Origin of the sequence: Vibrio sp. 10N.239.311.G01 (genome assembly GCF_041465805.1) — a bacterium.
GTDB lineage: Bacteria > Pseudomonadota > Gammaproteobacteria > Enterobacterales > Vibrionaceae > Vibrio > Vibrio crassostreae_C.
The window spans coordinates 44546-62502 of sequence record NZ_JBFSRM010000021.1; the positions used below are offsets into that span (position 1 = coordinate 44546).

The following is a 17957-nucleotide window of genomic DNA, read 5'->3' on the forward strand; positions in this document are numbered from 1 at the left end:
GGTGAACTTAATGAGCGTATTACGCCGTCTTCCTCTACTAGCGCTTCCTCTTATGATTACTGCATGTAATGCATCAGAAGCGAAAGTAGAAACAACATCAACAGCCGTAGAAGCTGCTCCAGCTCAAGCTATTGATACAGCTGCGTTAACTAAGCGTTTTGAAAAAATCGGTATTAAGGTCGATAAGATTGTGCCTTCGGATATCGATGGTCTTTTAGAAGTTCAAACCAACAGCGGCATTATCTTTTCTTCTCCAGAGGGCGATCACTTTCTAGCCGGCACTCTTTACTCTTTGGATGAAAACGGAAAGTTCAGTGATGTTTTGGCTGAGCGTCAAGCTCCGCTGAATGCTGAAAAAGTGGCAGCGATGTCGGATACGGTTATTGAATACAAAGCCGATAACGAAAAGTATGTTGTGACGGTATTTACTGACATTACGTGCGGCTACTGTGTTCGTCTGCACAGCCAAATGCAAGGCTACAACGATTTGGGTATCACCGTTCGTTACATGGCTTACCCACGCCAAGGTGCGACAGGGCAAGTTGCCGATCAAATGGCAGCAATCTGGGCGTCAGATGATCCAAAAACAGCGATGCATGACGCTAAAGTAAACCGTCAAATGCCAGCGTCTGGTAAAGACCTAGCAGAGCAAAAGCAGATCATTGCTAAACAATACCAACTGGGTCGTGAGCTTGGCATCAATGGCACACCGGCTATCGTGCTAGCAAGTGGTGAGTTGGTGAGTGGTTACTTACCGCCAGCACAACTTCTTCAACGTTTAGAGCAATAATCTCGTTTTCTGTATTGCCAATTTATCCCCCATGTTTTTGATTTAAGGAGTGGCCTGATTGATATCGGGCCCATTTTTATATGATAGAGATCCAACGCCGTCCTGAGGTCGACATTTCAGTCTTACCTGCTCACTTACCTGACTTGTTAAAGCGCATTTATGTGAGTCGTGGAATCGACAGTGCCGACCAACTAGAGACAGCAGCGAAAGGCTTGCACTCTTATCAAAAACTGGGCGGCATTGATGCTGCGGTTGAGCTGTTGTTCAAAGCTATTCAGCAGCAAAAACGCATCATCATTGTTGGTGACTTTGATGCCGATGGCGCGACCAGCTCGGCGCTGTCTGTTTTAGCGTTACGTATGCTCGGCAGCTCTAACGTCGACTATCTGGTACCAAACCGTTTTGAAGATGGTTATGGCTTGAGCCCTGAGGTTGTTGAACAGGCAATCGAGCTTGGTGCTGAAGTGATCATGACGGTCGACAACGGTGTATCTTCAATTGAAGGTGTTCGCTTTGCTAAAGAGAAAGGGCTAGAGGTTCTGGTTACCGATCATCACTTGCCGGGCAATGAACTGCCAATGGTCGATGCTATGGTTAACCCAAACCTTGAAAGTTGTGCTTTTCCTTCGAAAGCCCTAGCGGGGGTTGGTGTCGCTTTTTACCTGATGATGGCATTGTGTGTTCACATGCGTAAATTGGGTTGGTTTGCAGAGCGCGGCATGACAGAACCTAAGTTGATGGAACTGATTGACCTTGTGGCGCTGGGTACGGTTGCCGACGTGGTTCCACTCGATGAAAACAACCGAATTTTAGTTCATCAAGGTTTGCAACGTATTCGTGCGGGTAAAGCTCGTCCGGGCATTCAAGCCTTGATCGAAATTGCTAAGCGAGACGCTAAGCGTTTGGTGGCGTCTGACTTTGGCTTTGCTCTTGGTCCTCGTATCAATGCAGCTGGTCGATTAGACGACATGTCTTTTGGTGTTGAGCTGCTAATGAGTAACAACATCCATGCGGCTCGTCGAATGGCGAGTGAGTTAGATGGCTTGAACCAAACACGTAAAGAGATCGAAGAGGGTATGAAGCAAGAAGCGATGGCTTTTTGTGAGCGCCTTGAATTTGGTAAAGACGACCTACCTTCTGGCTTGGCACTATTCCAACGTGATTGGCACCAAGGTGTGATTGGTATTTTGGCTTCGCGTATCAAAGACAAATACCACCGCCCAGTGATTGCGTTTGCAGATGGCGGCGAAGGCAGTATCAAAGGTTCATGTCGTTCAATTCCGGGTCTGCACATGCGTGATGCATTGGACCGAATTGATACTCAAAACCCTGGCTTGATTCTTAAATTTGGTGGCCACGCAATGGCGGCTGGTTTAACCATCATGGAAAAGGACTTTGAACGCTTCAGCAAGCTGTTCAATGATGTGGTGAAGAATGAACTTGGAGAAACAGCACTGAAGGGCATTATCTTGTCTGATGGTGAGCTGTTACCAGAAGAGTTCTCGATGCACACCGCTGAAACGCTGCGTTCAGGTGGCCCGTGGGGACAAGCTTTCCCTGAGCCAATCTTCGATGGTGAGTTTAAAGTGCTGCACCAAAAGCTGGTGGGTGAAAAGCACCTTAAGCTGATGCTTGAGCCGCTCTACAAAGGCCACCCAACCAATGTGATGATTGACGGTATTGCCTTTAACGTCGACCTACGTCGCTGGCCTGATGCATCAGTAAAAACCGTTCATCTTGCATTTAAGCTCGATATCAACGAATTTCGCGGCAACCAATCGTTGCAGCTGATGATTGATCATATCGAAGCCAAATAGTGATTTTGGGCTCAATAATGCTCATCATATAGTGCCAAATTCAACAAGCTCTGTTCAAAAACAGGGCTTGTTTTCCTTCCTGCCCTTACAAAATTTACGTGTTTTTTATGCCTGTCAATTTTATATCCCATTAAGTTGTTGAATCTTGGTTCACCACTCTAAAAAATTCTGTATCTCCGTCACACTTTTGAGTACAATTCTTCGGTTAAATTCTACTCATAAATGATGAGCTAAAATGTTTGAAATCAATCCTATAAAAAACCGTCTGCAGGATGTGTCTGAGCGCACAAATATCCTGAGGGGGTATCTTTGACTATGACGCTAAGAAAGAGCGTCTAGAAGAAGTAAACGCAGAATTAGAACAACCGGATGTATGGAACGAACCTGAGCGTGCTCAAGCGCTAGGTAAAGAACGTTCTGCATTGGAAGCGGTAGTAGAAACGATCGACCAACTTGACCAAGGTGTTGAGGATGTTGATGGCCTATTAGAGCTTGCGGTTGAAGAAGAAGATCAAGAAACGTTCGATGAAATTGAACCAGAACTGGCCGAGCTTGAAGCTAAGCTAGAGAAGCTGGAATTCCGTCGTATGTTCTCTGGTGATCACGATGCATCAGATTGCTACATCGATTTACAGTCAGGTTCGGGCGGTACAGAAGCTCAAGACTGGACTTCAATGATGTTGCGCATGTACTTACGTTGGGCAGATTCGAAAGGCTTCAAGACTGAAGTTATCGAAGTGTCGGATGGCGATGTTGCTGGCCTTAAAGGCGCAACGGTACGTATTTCTGGTGAGTATGCTTACGGTTGGTTACGCACAGAGACTGGTGTTCACCGTCTAGTTCGTAAGTCACCATTTGATTCAAGTGGTCGTCGTCATACTTCATTTGCATCTGCGTTTATCTATCCTGAGATTGATGACAACATTACGATCGACATTAATCCTTCTGACCTACGTATTGACGTATACCGTGCCTCTGGCGCTGGTGGTCAGCACGTAAACACCACGGAATCAGCGGTACGTATTACTCACGTTCCGACTAACACTGTGGTTCAGTGTCAGAATGACCGTTCGCAGCATAAGAACAAAGATCAAGCGATGAAGCAGCTACGTGCTAAGCTTTTTGAACTTGAGATTCAAAAACAAAATGCTGAAAAACAAGCGAGCGAAGAGACGAAATCAGACATCGGTTGGGGCAGTCAAATCCGCTCTTACGTGCTGGATGATTCTCGTATCAAAGATTTACGCACCGGCATCGAAAACCGTAATACTCAAGCGGTTCTTGACGGTGACTTAGACAAGTTTATTGAAGCTAGCCTGAAATCAGGTCTGTAAGCTTTATCAACTATTAAGCTTTACCAATAATATTGGTAAAAATGCCTATATTTGCAAAAATATAGCGGTCCAAATTTTAAAAGCAGGGTACATCTCTAATGACTGATGCTGTTCAAAACGAAAACGCACAAGAAGCTTCTTCACCTGAAGAGAACAAACTAATCGCTGAGCGCCGCAGCAAGCTGGATCACATCCGCCAAAACTGCAAAGCTAACGGTCACCCAAATGACTTCCGTCGTGAGCACCTAGCTGGCGATCTTCAAGCGGAATTCGGTGAGAAGACTAAGGAAGAGCTAGAAGAGCTTAACCACATCGTTGCGATCGCTGGTCGTGTTATGGCGAAGCGTGGTCCATTCCTTGCGATTCAAGAAACTTCTGGTCGTATCCAAGCATACGCAGCGAAAGACGTTCAAAAAGTACTGAAAGAGAAGTACCAAGGCCTAGATATCGGTGACATCATCGGTGCTAAAGGTGCGCTTCACAAATCAGGTAAAGGCGACCTTTACGTGAACATGGAAGAGTTTGAATTGCTGACTAAAGCACTTCGTCCTCTACCAGAGAAGTTCCACGGTCTAACTGACCAAGAGATGCGTTACCGTCAGCGTTACGTTGACCTAATCGTGAACGAAGATTCTCGTAATGCATTCATCGTGCGTTCTAAGCTTGTATCTTCAATCCGTAACTTCATGAGCGCGAAAGGCTACCTAGAAGTTGAAACGCCAATGATGCACGTGATCCCGGGTGGCGCAACTGCACGTCCGTTCATCACTCATCACAATGCACTAGACATCGACATGTACCTACGTGTTGCACCAGAGCTTTACCTTAAGCGTCTAGTGGTGGGTGGTTTTGACCGTGTATTCGAGATCAACCGTAACTTCCGTAACGAAGGTCTATCTCCACGTCACAACCCAGAATTCACAATGATGGAATTCTACCAAGCGTACTCTGACTACAAAGACCTTATGGATCTGACAGAAGAGATGCTAAGCACGGCAGCAATGGACGTTCTTGGTTCTACTTCTATGCCTTACGGTGACGAAACGGTTGAGTTCGGTGGCACTTACGCTCGCATGAGCATGTTCGATGCAATCAAACACTACAACCCTGAGCACGCTGAGATTCAAGCGCTAACAGAAGCAGACCTACAAGACCGTGAAAAGATGGTTGCTATCGCAAAATCTGTACACGTAGACGTAGAAACGTTCTGGACATGTGGTCAGCTTCTAGAAGAGATCTTTGGTGAAACGGCTGAGCCTCAGCTAATTCAACCAACGTTCATCACTGGCTACCCAGCGGACATCTCTCCTCTAGCTCGTCGTAGCGATGACAACCCGTTCTTCACAGACCGTTTTGAGTTCTTCATCGGTGGCCGTGAAGTTGCGAATGGTTTCTCTGAGCTTAACGATGCACAAGACCAAGACGAGCGTTTCAAAGCGCAAGTTAACGCGAAAGACGCGGGTGATGACGAAGCGATGTACTACGATGCAGACTACATTACTGCACTAGAGCACGGCCTACCGCCAACAGCGGGTCAAGGTATCGGTATCGACCGTCTAGCAATGCTATTTACAAACACGCACACAATCCGTGACGTGATCTTGTTCCCGGCAATGCGTCCACAGGCGTAATTCTCGCTTATAGGGCGTAACAGCCTATGTAATTAAAAAGCCACCTTCGGGTGGCTTTTTCTGTTTTGGGGCTTCAAAACCTAGTCTGTACCGCACTCTTGATTCGAAAAATCGTTATTTCTGACATAGTCTTACTATTGAGACATAAAATCTAAGATAGTCTCACTACTATACGTCTCTGCGCTGAATACGCTCTCGCGGCATTTTGTCGAACGATGAAGCAGTGACTCGTATTAGTCTGATTTAAATAAAAATAGAATAAGGAAGAAGGATGGGAACTCAATTTAAGATGGATTCCTTACCAGGTTCTCTTATCGTCGTTGGTGGTGCGTACGAACCCTGGTTATCAGTGTTAGAACAAGTGGGTTGGCAGTGTACCCAGTGTGCAGATTTACGAAAAGCCGATGCTTTGATTGCTGATATTGGCCCATGTATTGGTATTGTCGATCTTAGTCATGATGAGTTCAGTCTCAACGGTATTGCTAACCTTGTGAGCAATAACAAGCAGGTGAGATGGCTCGCCTTTATCCGTGAATCTCAATTAAGCTCTGATACGATCTGCCAGTTTATCGTCAACTTCTGTATCGACTTTTTCACGGCACCAATCCCAGATGCTCAATTGCTGAGTACCATTGGTCACCAACTGGGTATGCTTAAGCTTGAGCAGAAGGTATGGCCAAACTACGGCATCAATAACAACATGGGACTGCTAGGCGATTCTGTGGCCGTGAAGCGCTTGAGAGACCAAGTAAAGCGTATTGGGCCGACTGATGTCAGTATCTTGATTTATGGCGAGAGTGGGGCTGGTAAAGAGACGATTGCACGCTCGATTCATCAAAATTCGTCGCGAGCACAGAAACCATTTTTAACGGTTAACTGTCGTGCCTTGTCTGAAATGAGAATAGAGGCCGAGGTGTTTGGCATATCAGCACAGTCAGCGACTGCGCCTTGTATGTTGGAAGAAGCCGATGGCGGAACCATCTTGCTTAATGATGTTTTAGCGATGCCACGCAATCAACAACTGAACCTGTTGCGCTTTCTACAAGAAGGTAAGATTGAAACTGCGAATGGACCTAAATCTGTCGATGTGCGTATTCTGGCCGCGAACTCCTCTGATATCGAGAAGGCGTTGATCGAGGGCGACTTCAATGAAGAGCTTTATCACTATATCAATGTTCTGCGTATTCATGTTCCAAGCTTAAAAGAACGTGTGAGCGATATTTCAGTACTGGCGAATCATTTTCTGCGTGAGTACTCGAAAGAGTTTAATGCTCAAGCGAAGAGCTTCTCAGACGATGCTATCCGTTCGATGAATCGATACCATTGGCCTGGAAATGTGCGTGAGCTGATGAATCAGATTAAGCGTGTTGTGTTGATGTCTGATGCTGTGATCATTGAGGATCACCAACTGGATTTACCAAAACAGAATGATGAACGTCGCAGTTTGAAAAGCATTCGTGAGCGTTCAGAGCGCGATGCATTGTTGATTGTATTGGAATCTTACGGTGGACAGGTCTCGTTGGCTGCTAAGGAGCTCGGAGTATCACGAGCAACGATGTACCGTTTATTGAATAAACACAGCCTTATTTCTGAGGGCGTTATTTAGAATTCTTTGCTAAGTGATTCAATCTGTTAGTGTAAATTTAAGAGCGACGCATCATGCGTGGCTCTTTTTGTTGTTAGTCGCTGTGTTCACATTCGAACAATTGAGAGATGCCCCCTAGGTCACTAAGAGATATGTTCTGTGATCTTATATAATAATAGTGAATATCTTATATATAAATGAATATGCAACTGATATTCCAGGTGAATGCATTGTTTTAAAAATGTGAGCCAATTAGCGGTTGAATAATATACTCACTTGGTTAGACTTTAACCGTGAAAGCAGCGTTTTAACAAAGACTTGTCTGCTTTCACTACCCCATTTCTTTTTGGATTTCTTAGTTAGCTTGGAGGCGCAAATGAAACATTTCGATTTTATACAGCATATTTGCGCGTCGTTTGATCCGTGTACTGACATGGTGACTGATATGTCACTCACATCAGCCATAGCCGATCGAAACACCCAAGATAAACCTAACTAATAGATCCGTATCCTTATTTGGCTGCGGAAAAATAGCAGCTAAGTGAGAAGCCCTCATACTATCTAACACGCTATTTTTCCTCAGTTGACTCAACAACTGGAGAGTTATTATGCGTCACTCAGTATATTTAAAATTAGCAACAGTCCTTATCCGTGCCGATCTTCGTCGTGAAGAGCGGGAATGGCAGCGAAAAGTACGTCGTAGTTCACTAGACCTACCTTGGCACAACACTCATTTGCTAAGAGATATTGGCCTTGAAGCCGATGGTCGTCCAATTGGTTTCTCTGAGCCTGAAGTTGTCACCATTGAACGTCGCGTTCGTCATCTTCGTCGTGTTCTTAGCGCGCGAATACCGACGTAATCTTTCGGGGTTGATCGCACCTTTCAACCCCCTAAATCATTGACGGTGATAGTTAGGTGTCAAAAGTGAGCGCTTTTGAACTAGAACTGGACAAAAAAGAGAAGCATTGGCTTCTCTTTTTTGTTTTTTTAATCGAGAAAAATCAACGTGCCCTAGTAAAGAAATAGAGTTCTACTAAGCTATAGAGAGCAAGGGAGGCCGGTTATGCAAAAGCATCAGTTAGACATGTGGTTACATGGAGAGCACAAAGACTCTTATCAAACACCCAAAGTGTACGTTATTGGCTGTTCTGATATTTCAGAATATCTATTGGCGGTGGAGTACAAACATAAGCTAGAACCGGTAAAGCAAGACGGCGAGCCGCTTCACTTTGGATCCTTGGATCAAGTGAAAGAGGAGTTACTCCGGCTCGGCTTTGAAAAGGCGTATCTTCGCTTACACAACGCCTATGATGAGTTTGGTAATGAGCTAAGCCAAAGCTACTGTGATATTGAACTGGCGCTCAAACCTCATTAAGAGGCGTTGGTAGCGAGATATTGATTCTAATTCCAGACTGTTTTTTAACGCACTGATAGTTTTGGCTATCGAGGCTCGATTAAACGATCTATGCGTAATGTGTTGTCAGTAATTTATGGGTGAATTGAGTTCGCAGATAGAAACCACGTGGTTTAGTTTTGATAGGTTTTCCGCTTGCACCGTAAGCTTCCGTTAACACACGACTGTTAGCAGCCTTCGGACGTAAATGCAGTGCTTCACCGTGTCTTGCTGTTATCTGTTCAACATTGCCTAAAACGATCAACTCCATCAGTTCTTCCCAATCTCGCTTCAAGAGTTCGTCTTCAGCTTGGCTAGGTGTCCATAATAATGGGGATCCTACATGCCTCTCTGCTAGCGGGATCTCTCTTTCTCCCTCGACAGGGATCCACAACACCTTAGACAGTTTATTTCTAACGTGGCTAGTTTCCCATGTTATGCCTTGTACGCCCATCAGTGGCGCAACACAAACAAAGGTGGTTTCGAGTGGCTTGCCAGAGTAGCCAATCGGAATGCTTTTTAGCTCGATGCCTAGTTTGGCAAAATCTTGTTCTGGCTTACTGCCAGCAGGTGCGCCTAAGTGCCATTCCAAAAGCTGTCCAACCCAGCCTTTATCACGCTTTAGGTCGTTCGGCATGTCCATTTCGGCTTCGTCAGCGAGCTCTTTGAAAGTCATTCCGGCAATCGCGTAGGCTCTGTCTAACAGCTCTTGTTGTGTTTGTGGTTCTGGTTTCATAATAAAAGGCATGATCAAAAAAATGATTTTATCAGAAGTTATCACCATATGACGACTGGTTAAGAAATGATCTCCTTGCGAGAAAAGGGATCAAACTCAGGGTTATCCACAGGACATAAAGGTAATTAATTGAAATATTAATTTAGTGGATAAATAAACAGGGGTTTATGGTGGATAAAATGCTTGCCAAATGGGGTTCAAAATGAATCTTTCACTTAGTAGTGTGGATAAACATCGGAGTGGTTGATCTTTAACCATGTCAGGTTTCTGAAAGATCTTTTACATTTCTAATGTTTTTTAAAACTAGAATGTTATTTTAATTTACTGATTTATATAATAATAAAATTATTTTGACTGATTTGTTGTTTTTGGTGTTGATGAATCTATGGATTAAAAAAAACGATTGCGGGTAATTCTTCACATAGTTACTCACAGAAAAGGTGAATAAATGTGGTCTATGTCTCACTATTGTGTGGGTAACTAAAATTTGAGCAAAACTTATCCATATTCCTAGTTATTATTCATAAATATAGCGCTTATCACGTCACTAAGTTTGCTCCGATTGGGGATATGTGGAAAAATCAGAGTAATTAAAAATTTAGATAGAGGTTGGCCAGTGATAGATGGCGATGGTTACCGATTAAATGTTGGTATTGTAATCTGTAACAACCATGGTCAGGTCTTCTGGGCTAAACGATACGGGCAACATTCATGGCAATTCCCTCAAGGGGGAATAGATGAAGGTGAGACTCCGGAACAGGCAATGTACCGCGAGTTGTATGAAGAGGTTGGCCTTACTAAAAAGGATGTAAAGATCGTCGCGACAAGTCGTCATTGGTTACGCTACAAGCTACCCAAACGACTGGTTCGGTGGGATTCTAAACCTGTCTGTATTGGACAAAAACAGAAGTGGTTCCTTTTGCGCTTAGATTGCGATGAATCGCATATCAATATGCAGCGTGGAAGTACACCTGAGTTTGATGGTTGGCGTTGGGTGAGTTACTGGTACCCAGTTCGACAAGTTGTTTCTTTCAAGCGAGATGTTTACCGTCGAGCGATGAAAGAGTTCGCATCTTTAGCAATGCCGTTTAAAGAGCGAAAAATAAAAGGAAAGCGCAAATTGCGTAGAGGTTAAGCATGCTCAGTCAACTAAGGGAAATAGTTGAACACGTATCAAGAGTTGAAGATGTGTCGACGGCTCTTGATATTTTGGTTAAAGAGACATGCAGTGCGATGCAGACGGAATGTTGCACCGTGTATTTGGCAAATAATGATATGCAGCGCCTTGAGTTGATGGCAACTCAAGGCCTGATCTTCAAAGGCAATAGCATTCACATTGGTTTTGACGAAGGTCTGGTTGGCCTTGTTAAAAGAAGTGCTGAACCTATCAACCTTGCACAAGCGTCTGCTCACCCTGCTTATAAGTTTTTTCCAGAGCTTGGAGAAAACGTCTATCACTCTTTTCTCGGTACTCCGATTATCCACCGCAAGCAAGTGCTCGGTGTATTGGTCATTCAACAGAAGACCCCACGTTTATTTAGTGAGATGGAAGAATCCTTCCTTGTCACGCTCTCTGCACAACTTGCAGTTATTGTGGCGCACGCCCAAACTCAAGGCCATTGGCTGTTAGAGCAACAGAAGCTACCGGCTACTAAAGGTATTGCAGCTTCATCGGGCGTGGCGATTGGTGACTTATGGTGGGACAACACTCAGCCTGAACTCACCGATGTTTATCCTGCTTCGACGCTCAATATAGAGAGAGAGCATGAGTTGTTGGCGGTAGCGGTTGAAAACGCCCTCAATGACTTTAAGCGCATGCGAAAGCGCTTAGATAGCGAAATCAATAAAGATGCGTTGGCGATCTTTGACCTGTTTACTCACTTACTCAACGATCCTATGCTGCGTAAGGATCTAAAAAGCCAAATCCAGAAAGGCGATAAAGCCGATTGGGCACTAAGACAGGTTGTAGAGAGTTATTCTAATCGCTTTGCTCGTATGTCGGACGTGTATCTTCGTGAGAGAGCACAAGACATCCGAGAGCTCGGACAAAGGCTGCTCTATTTCCTCCACAACTCTGAACATGAACTTCGCACGTTAGAGAAGCCGATTATCCTAGTGGTTCGTGAGTTAACCGCTTCGGTATTAGCGTCTATTCCCAAAGAAAAGCTCTTAGCGGTGATTTCCTTGGAAGGGGCGGCGAACTCGCACGCAGCGATTTTATCTCGAGCGCTTGGCATACCTTCCGTCATGGGGGTAAACCTCAACCTAGCTCAAGCTAATGGCAAGCGAGCGATTGTTGATGGGTATAGCGGTGAGATCTTTATTGAGCCGACTAAAAGCCTGCTCAAAGAGTATCGAGGGCTGATTCTAGAAGAGAGTGAGCTCTCCTCTATGGTCAATCGCGAGCTGTACCTACCGGCAAAAACGCAAGACAACAAGCAAGTCGAGATTCTGCTTAATGCGGGTTTAAGTGCAGACACTAACATCGCTATCAACCAAGGCGTTGATGGCGTAGGGCTGTATCGAACTGAAATTTCTTTCTTGTTGCAGCAAAGATTCCCGTCAGAGGATGAACAATTCAAGCAGTATCGTTCTGTACTGGCAAGCTACCCAGAGAAACAAGTGGTGATGCGTACACTCGATATCGGTGGTGATAAGGCCTTACCGTATTTTCCTATCGAAGAGGACAATCCATTCCTTGGTTGGCGTGGTATTCGGTTTACGCTCGATCATCCTGACATCTTTATTATTCAGTTACGTGCCATGCTACGTGCGAGCTGTGAAAGCCATAACTTGAGTATTTTGCTGCCGATGATCTCTGGTGCACAGGAGTTGGATGACGCGCTACAGTTGATTGAACAAGCGTATGATGAAGTGCATGAGCTTGATAACCGAGTGCGTATGCCTCGCGTTGGTATCATGATTGAAGTGCCATCCATGCTGTACATACTGCCGCTGATTGCGCACAAGGTCGACTTTGTTTCAGTCGGTACCAACGACTTAACCCAATATTTATTAGCGGTTGATCGGAACAATTCACGAGTATCCGATGTCTATGAATCAATGCACCCTGCGGTGATCATGGTATTAAAACAAATTCATGATACTTGTAAGCAATATCAATTACCTGTTTGTATTTGTGGCGAGTTAGCCGGTGACCCGATGGGCGCGCTGCTATTGATTGGATTGGGGTATGAGACGTTAAGTATGAATACCTCGAATGTCGCAAGAACCAAATATTTGATTCGTCAATCGAACTTGGCTGAATTACAGGATTTGGCAAATAAGGCACTTTCAAAACCGTATGGTAGTGACATCTATAGTATGATGCTGAACTATTTCGAAGAGCGTGAATTTACAGGCTTCATTCGAGCAGGTAAAAAATAGGATTTAACGTGTCATATGAACTGATAGGCTTGTTAGCGGGCCTTGGTGCTATTGTTGGTGTTTTAGCAGGCTTGCTAGGCATTGGTGGTGGTTTGCTGGTTGTTCCTGCCTTACTGTTTTTGCTTCCTAAAGCGGGTATCCCCCAAGAGTTTGCGATGCAAATGGCATTGGCTACTTCGCTATCAACCATCATCGTTACGTCGGGATCGTCTGCGATTAACCATCTAAAGTTGGGTAACGTAGAGATGTTTGTCGTTAAATGGTTGATGCCAGGTGTGGTGATAGGTGGCTTCCTCGGCTCTTTCGTGGCCGATGTAATTCCAGCTCAATACTTACCAAAAGTCTTTGGTGTGATTGTTTTGGTGTTGGCGTTGCAAATGCTATTGTCGATTCGCTCCAAGAGCCAAAAATCGATGCCGGGTTCAGCTAAAACCGTGTTGTGTGGCGGCGGGATTGGTTTGGTATCAAGCTTAGCGGGCATTGGCGGTGGGTCTTTATCGGTACCTTTCCTTAACCATCACGGTGTGGAAATGCGTAAAGCCGTCGGCTCATCTTCGGTATGCGGTTGTGTTATCGCGATTTCGGGAATGCTAGGTTTTATTTGGCATGGATCTTCTGTCGATGATCTTCCTGCGTATAGCTTGGGTTATGTTTATCTACCGGCTTTGATCGCGATATCTTGTACCTCAGTTTTGACCACTCGAGTGGGTGCGAAACTGGCCACTCAATTGCCAACCCCTGTGCTGAAGAAATTCTTTGCGGTATTTTTAATGTTTATAGCAGCCACAATGCTGCTGTAGTGTCTTTTCTGTTAGTCATTGAGCTAACCGTTAATCAATTTAGATAGAGAGCCAAGTATGTCTCAGGGTTTTATCGAATTCCCAAATATCGATCCTGTTCTTATTGAACTAGGACCAATCTCAGTTCGTTGGTACGGCCTAATGTACCTTGTCGGTTTTATGTTTGCTCTTTGGTTAGCAAATCGCCGAGCTGATCAACCGGGTAGTGGTTGGACTCGAGAGCAAGTATCAGACTTACTGTTTGCTGGCTTTCTAGGTGTAGTGTTGGGTGGTCGTATTGGCTACGTACTTTTCTACAACTTTGACCTTTTCCTAGCAGACCCACTGTACCTATTTAAGGTATGGACTGGCGGTATGTCTTTCCACGGTGGCTTGCTGGGTGTTATCACCGCAATGTTCTGGTATGCGAAAAAGAATGGTCGCACCTTCTTTGGCGTGGCAGACATGATTGCACCACTCGTCCCATTTGGTTTAGGTATGGGCCGTCTAGGTAACTTCATGAACAGCGAGCTTTGGGGCCGTGTGACTGATGTGCCATGGGCGATTGTGTTCCCTAACGGTGGTCCACTTCCTCGTCACCCATCTCAACTTTACGAGATGGCGCTTGAAGGTATCGTGCTGTTCTTCATCTTGAACTGGTTTATCAAAAAGCCGCGTCCTCTTGGTTCTGTATCAGGGTTATTCCTAGCTGGATATGGTACATTCCGCTTCTTAGTAGAATACGTACGTGAACCTGATGCTCACCTAGGTTTGTTCGGTGGATTTATCTCTATGGGACAAATTTTGTCACTGCCAATGGTTATCATCGGTGTGCTGATGATGGTGTGGGCATACAAGCGTGGTCACTACAAAGACGAATTACCACAACAAACGAAGTAAGGAATTGGTGTGAAACAGTATTTAGATCTCTGTCAGCGTATCGTTGATGACGGTACTTGGATTGAAAATGAACGCACGGGCAAGCGTTGCCTAACCGTGATCAATGCTGACCTTGAATATGATGTTGGTAATAACCAATTCCCACTGGTAACAACGCGTAAGAGTTTTTGGAAAGCCGCAGTTGCTGAGCTGCTTGGCTATATCCGTGGTTACGACAATGCTGAAGATTTTCGTAAGCTAGGGACTAAAACTTGGGATGCGAATTCTAACCTGAATGAAGCATGGCTGAATAACCCTTACCGCAAGGGTGAAGATGACATGGGCCGTGTTTATGGCGTTCAAGGACGTGCATGGGCAAAACCTGACGGCGGTCATATCGACCAACTGAAGAAGATTGTTGATGATCTAACTAACGGTATTGATGACCGCGGCGAGATCTTAAACTTCTACAACCCAGGTGAGTTCCACATGGGATGTTTGCGTCCGTGTATGTACAGCCATCACTTCTCACTACTTGGTGATACTCTGTACCTAAACAGCACTCAGCGCTCTTGCGATGTACCCCTAGGCCTGAACTTCAACATGGTTCAAGTGTATGTCTTCCTAGCTATCATGGCGCAAATCACGGGTAAGAAAGCTGGCGTGGCTTACCATAAGCTAGTAAATGCTCATATTTACGAAGATCAACTTGCACCTATGCGTGATATCCAGTTAAAGCGTGAGCCGTTAGCTGGCCCAACATTCCATATCAATCCTCAGATTAAGTCTCTAGAAGATTTGGAAACATGGGTAACGATGGATGACTTCTGGGTTGAAGGTTACGAATGCCACGAAGCGATTAAGTACCCATTCTCGGTTTAATCTCACTCGCTTTGTTTGATTGAAAGGCTGCCTCTGTGCAGCCTTTTTTGTATCTAAGTTACAGTGACGAGTAATCGAGATTCGAAGAGCAGAGAAATCATATGCTGTGTGATGCTTTATGTTACTCGTATACTCTCAACGCGCATTGGCTCTTTCTCTTCGATACTCGCTTACACGAATCCCGTATCTACTCTTAAAAAGAAAAAGCCCGCAACCTAGGAGGTAGCGGGCTTTGCTATAAGCGATGTTTATTTTGCTATTAAGCGGTAAGAGCTAACACGCTACCAGGCAGTACAAGGAATACCGCAACAAGGTAACCAGCCACTACAGCTTTGTTCTTCACAGCCATGTCTGAAATCATGTCTGCCGCTTTAACTGGAAGTTCACGTAGGAACGGGATACCGAAGATGAATACCGTTGACATGATGTTGAACACCAAGTGTACTAGAGCAATTTGTAGTGCGAATACTGCGAACTCACCAGACACTGCTGTAGCTGCAAGTAGAGCCGTAATACATGTACCGATGTTTGCACCCAGAGTGAATGGGTAAACGTCACGTACTTTAAGAACACCTGAACCTACTAGTGGAACCATCAAGCTTGTTGTCGTAGAAGAAGACTGAACAAGGATAGTCACGATAGAGCCAGAAGCGATACCGTGGATTGGACCACGACCGATTGCGTTCTTTAGAATCTCACGAGCACGACCAACCATTAGGCTCTTCATCAGCTTACCCATTACAGTAATAGCTACGAAGATAGTTGCGATACCTAGAGCGATAAGCATGATGCCTCCAACAGTGTCGCCAAACGTTGATAGTGGTTCTTTAATCGCACTTACAACAGGCTTAGTGATTGGCTTGATGAAGTTAAGACCACCCATGCTCATATCACCTGTTGCTAACATCGGTGATACTAACCAGTGAGAAATTTTCTCTAGAATTCCAAACGCCATCTCTAGTGGTAGGAAGATAGCAACGGCTAATAGGTTAAAGAAGTCGTGGATTGTCGCACTTGCGAATGCACGTTTGAACTCTTCTTTACAACGAACGTGACCAAGGCTAACTAGCGTATTGGTTACCGTAGTACCAATGTTAGCACCCATGATCATAGGAATTGCTAGCTCAACAGGTAAACCACCTGCCACAAGGCCAACGATAATTGAAGTAACTGTACTTGATGATTGAATAAGCGCTGTTGCTACTAAACCAATCATTAAGCCTGCAACTGGGTGTGAAGCAAATTCGAAAAGAACCTTTGCTTGCTCGCCTGTTGCCCATTTGAAGCCTGTACCAACCATTGAAACTGAAAGTAATAGTAGGTAAAGCATGAATGCCAAGTTAGCCCAGCGTAGCCAACGAGTAGTGCTCGAGATAGGCGCTGCTGCAGTAGTAGCTTGGTTCATAATGTTTTCTCCATTGGACCGTTTAAGTCTGTGTTTGGTCTGTTTGTTTAATCTGAGCGTGATGTTAGAGGGGAAATATTTCAGTAATATTACATTTTGGTTTAGGTGCGACTTTTTTGTGATGATTTACTCTTTAAATATTCCAATTGCTAATGTGGTTGTTTTAAGTTGTTGTTTTAAATTGTTTTTTAATGGAAATTCTATAGGTGATATAGATCTTAAAAGTTAGAAAAAAATTGAAAATAATCGATGAAATATTACATTATGAAATCAGACACTTCGAAAAAATAAGTGGTAAATCTATGTTTGGTTAGGTTTTTCCGAGTTTGTTGAGTGGCGGTGTCATATTTGATATAAAAGGGTATCTACTCTTTTATTACGGCACATCTATGTCGCATCTCAACTACAACCATCTGTATTACTTCTGGATGGTTTGCAAGCAAGGCTCTGTTACTAAAGCTGCAGAAGCCCTATTCCTAACACCACAAACGGTAACGGGGCAGATAAAAGCCTTAGAAGAACGCATGGATGGCAAGTTGACCAAGCGTAATGGCCGAAGTGTTGAGCCTACAGAGCTTGGGCAACTGGTCTTTAAATATGCCGATCGTATGTTTGGCCTGAGTTACGAGATGCTGGACATCGTGAATTACAGCCAGCACTCCAATATTCTGTTTGATGTTGGCGTCGCGGATGCGCTCTCTAAAAGACTCGTCAGTAAGATACTGATGTCGACCATCCCTCCAGATAACAGCATTCACTTGCGCTGTTTTGAATCGACCCATGAAATGCTACTTGAGCAACTCTCTCAACATAAGCTCGATATGATTTTGTCTGACTGTCCGGTGGACTCTAGTCAAAGCCCGGGCCTGTTCAGTAAAAAGCTGGGTGAGAGTGGAATGAGCTTTTTTAGTTCAGGTCAGGTTGAAGGGGTTAATTTCCCTGCTGTATTGGAGCAAAGAAAGCTTTTGATCCCTGGCAGCCGAACCTCAATGGGTCGTAAAGTGCTGCAATGGTTTGATAGACAAGGGCTTAAGCCAGATATTTTAGGTGAGTTTGATGATGCCGCATTGATGAAGGCTTTTGCTCGTTACCATCATGACGTAATATTTTTAGCACCGACGATTTATATGTCTGAAGTGGAAGACGACACATCACTGCAACTATTAGGCGGTATTGAAGAGTTAAAAGAGGAGTACTACGTCATATTTGCTGAGAGGATGATCCAACATCCAGCAGTAAAAAACGTATGTGACGCAGATTTTAGCAAATTGTTCGAGTGAGATAGTTTGTTAATGAATTGATATCGATTATCATAACTCCGCAATATGCCGGAAATAC

General features: G+C 44.5%; 15 protein-coding genes. 13 read left to right on the forward strand and 2 right to left on the reverse strand.

The features are described from left to right. The first annotated feature begins 10 nt into the window (after positions 1 to 10). The 7 genes from AB6D06_RS16260 to AB6D06_RS16290 all read left to right on the forward strand — a co-directional run bounded on the left by AB6D06_RS16260 (position 11) and on the right by AB6D06_RS16290 (position 8533). Complete coding sequence (locus AB6D06_RS16260) at positions 11 to 790, forward strand: thioredoxin fold domain-containing protein (protein WP_017062874.1); 780 nt, start codon at positions 11 to 13, stop codon at positions 788 to 790. Positions 791 to 870: 80 nt separating this feature from the next. Further along, the gene (gene recJ, locus AB6D06_RS16265) at positions 871 to 2607 is read left to right on the forward strand and encodes a single-stranded-DNA-specific exonuclease RecJ (protein WP_017059329.1); all 1737 of its coding nucleotides are present in this window, start codon (positions 871 to 873) and stop codon (positions 2605 to 2607) included. A gap of 235 nt (positions 2608 to 2842) precedes the next feature. Next, positions 2843 to 3941, forward strand: a protein-coding gene (gene prfB, locus AB6D06_RS16270) for a peptide chain release factor 2 (RefSeq protein ID WP_100208942.1) whose coding sequence is annotated in 2 segments (ribosomal slippage) — positions 2843 to 2917 and positions 2919 to 3941 — 1098 coding nt in all. Because the reading frame shifts where the segments join, the coding sequence is not laid out codon by codon here. A 98-nt stretch (positions 3942 to 4039) separates the two neighbouring features. Further along, positions 4040 to 5572 carry a lysine--tRNA ligase gene (lysS, locus tag AB6D06_RS16275; RefSeq protein WP_372100369.1) on the forward strand — a complete coding sequence of 511 codons (1533 nt, stop codon included), beginning with the start codon at positions 4040 to 4042 and terminating at the stop codon, positions 5570 to 5572. A 271-nt stretch (positions 5573 to 5843) separates the two neighbouring features. Continuing rightward, entirely contained in the window at positions 5844 to 7178 is a 1335-nt protein-coding gene (vpsR, locus tag AB6D06_RS16280) for a cyclic-di-GMP-binding transcriptional regulator VpsR (protein WP_372100370.1), read from the forward strand. 587 nt (positions 7179 to 7765) lie between these two features. Beyond that, on the forward strand, positions 7766 to 8017 hold the full coding sequence (locus AB6D06_RS16285) for a hypothetical protein (protein ID WP_008224444.1): 252 nt from the start codon (positions 7766 to 7768) through the stop codon (positions 8015 to 8017). A 204-nt stretch (positions 8018 to 8221) separates the two neighbouring features. Then, entirely contained in the window at positions 8222 to 8533 is a 312-nt protein-coding gene (locus tag AB6D06_RS16290; protein ID WP_372100371.1) for a DUF6482 family protein, read from the forward strand. A gap of 88 nt (positions 8534 to 8621) precedes the next feature. On the opposite strand, the gene mutH is transcribed toward AB6D06_RS16290, so the two are convergent. Next, positions 8622 to 9287, reverse strand: a complete 666-nt coding sequence (gene mutH / locus AB6D06_RS16295) for a DNA mismatch repair endonuclease MutH (protein ID WP_372100372.1) — start codon at positions 9285 to 9287, stop codon at positions 8622 to 8624. A 616-nt stretch (positions 9288 to 9903) separates the two neighbouring features. Here mutH and rppH point away from each other — a divergent pair. From rppH to AB6D06_RS16320, 5 genes are read left to right on the forward strand one after another with little or no spacing between them, the layout of a single operon-like run. Then, entirely contained in the window at positions 9904 to 10422 is a 519-nt protein-coding gene (gene rppH / locus AB6D06_RS16300; protein WP_017059335.1) for an RNA pyrophosphohydrolase, read from the forward strand. 2 nt (positions 10423 to 10424) lie between these two features. Next, entirely contained in the window at positions 10425 to 12674 is a 2250-nt protein-coding gene (gene ptsP / locus AB6D06_RS16305) for a phosphoenolpyruvate--protein phosphotransferase (RefSeq protein WP_372111047.1), read from the forward strand. A gap of 8 nt (positions 12675 to 12682) precedes the next feature. After that, complete coding sequence (locus AB6D06_RS16310) at positions 12683 to 13474, forward strand: sulfite exporter TauE/SafE family protein (protein WP_017059337.1); 792 nt, start codon at positions 12683 to 12685, stop codon at positions 13472 to 13474. A gap of 57 nt (positions 13475 to 13531) precedes the next feature. After that, on the forward strand, positions 13532 to 14353 hold the full coding sequence (lgt, locus tag AB6D06_RS16315) for a prolipoprotein diacylglyceryl transferase (protein WP_017059338.1): 822 nt from the start codon (positions 13532 to 13534) through the stop codon (positions 14351 to 14353). 9 nt (positions 14354 to 14362) lie between these two features. Beyond that, a complete protein-coding gene (locus AB6D06_RS16320) occupies positions 14363 to 15214 on the forward strand; it encodes a thymidylate synthase (RefSeq protein WP_017059339.1) in 852 nt (283 codons plus the stop codon). A 259-nt stretch (positions 15215 to 15473) separates the two neighbouring features. On the opposite strand, the gene AB6D06_RS16325 is transcribed toward AB6D06_RS16320, so the two are convergent. After that, positions 15474 to 16619: a Na/Pi symporter gene (locus AB6D06_RS16325; RefSeq protein WP_017059340.1), complete on the reverse strand. Its 1146-nt coding sequence runs from the start codon at positions 16617 to 16619 to the stop codon at positions 15474 to 15476. Positions 16620 to 17008: 389 nt separating this feature from the next. Here AB6D06_RS16325 and nhaR point away from each other — a divergent pair, with 389 nt between their 5' ends. Further along, complete coding sequence (gene nhaR, locus AB6D06_RS16330; protein WP_017059341.1) at positions 17009 to 17899, forward strand: transcriptional activator NhaR; 891 nt, start codon at positions 17009 to 17011, stop codon at positions 17897 to 17899. Positions 17900 to 17957 lie beyond the last annotated feature (58 nt).